Below are 758 nucleotides of genomic sequence, written 5' to 3'. Positions count from 1 at the left end.
AACTTCACTCTACTCAGTAATAGATGAGATTTCACCAATCAGCTTCTTAGTCTTATATCTTGCTTCTGCTAATGCCATCTTATCTTGTGCCACAACGGTCAATACACATGGCTTGCCGATATAGTCTGTTTTGACAAACAGCATATTGCCAGACGTGGCTTCAACGATTGTGATATCGCACTTACCTTGTTTCATCTGGGTAGCTGATGAGTCGCTGAGCGCTGATAGCGTACTGCTCATCGCCGCAAACTTATCGGATTGGTTGCTCAACTCTTTGATCGAGAAGCAGCTGATAGGAAAACCATCTGTGGTGCATAGGCTGACCAATATGATTTCTCTATTGGCTTCACACAAGGCTTTCATGTGCTTTAAGAGTTCTATTTTTGCAGGTGATTTTTCGTTTTGTGTAGTCATATCTAACATCAACCTTGATTGTTCAGGGTATTAAATAATGATAATAGAGACACGGCGGACTCTTTATTTCTAGGATCTGTATTGATTACTGGAGCCACTATATCGTGCTCCATCAGCATGACTCTGATTTCTTGTCCGAGCGCTGCCAAGCTTTGTTTATCAGCATCTTCGCAATGTGTAATACCAATAATACAAGTCGTCTGTTTTTCTGCTGGTGCAAAAAAATGTAGCAGTTTATCTAAGTTAGCGTAATCAGGTGTCTCGCCATGCTTGATCAAGATCAGCAAACCCCACAAGGAGTGATTGACGAATTCCCACAAAAACGAAAAACGCTCTTGACCTGG

2 protein-coding genes are annotated in these 758 nt (G+C 41.7%); both read right to left on the bottom strand.

Translation table 11 applies throughout. From position 1 onward, the window contains the following. Nucleotides 1–9 precede the first annotated feature (9 nt). A complete protein-coding gene (locus tag ACS8FC_RS16910) occupies nt 10–414 on the bottom strand; it encodes a roadblock/LC7 domain-containing protein (RefSeq protein WP_439297641.1) in 405 nt (134 codons plus the stop codon). Between the two features lie 8 nt (nt 415–422). Further along, nucleotides 423–758, bottom strand: a 336-nt coding sequence (locus ACS8FC_RS16905) for a hypothetical protein (RefSeq protein WP_439297640.1), incomplete at its 5' end; no start/stop codon positions are given.

Source organism: Psychrobacter sp. 1Y4, from assembly GCF_051847555.1.
The sequence above is the reverse complement of the archived record's forward strand: the minus strand, read 5'-3'. Positions and strand labels throughout refer to the sequence as shown.

Excerpts from the sequence above, each read along its gene's own strand:
- ACS8FC_RS16910 (WP_439297641.1), bottom strand. The coding sequence starts at position 414 with ATGACTACACAAAACGAAAAATCACCTGCAAAAATAGAACTCTTAAAG.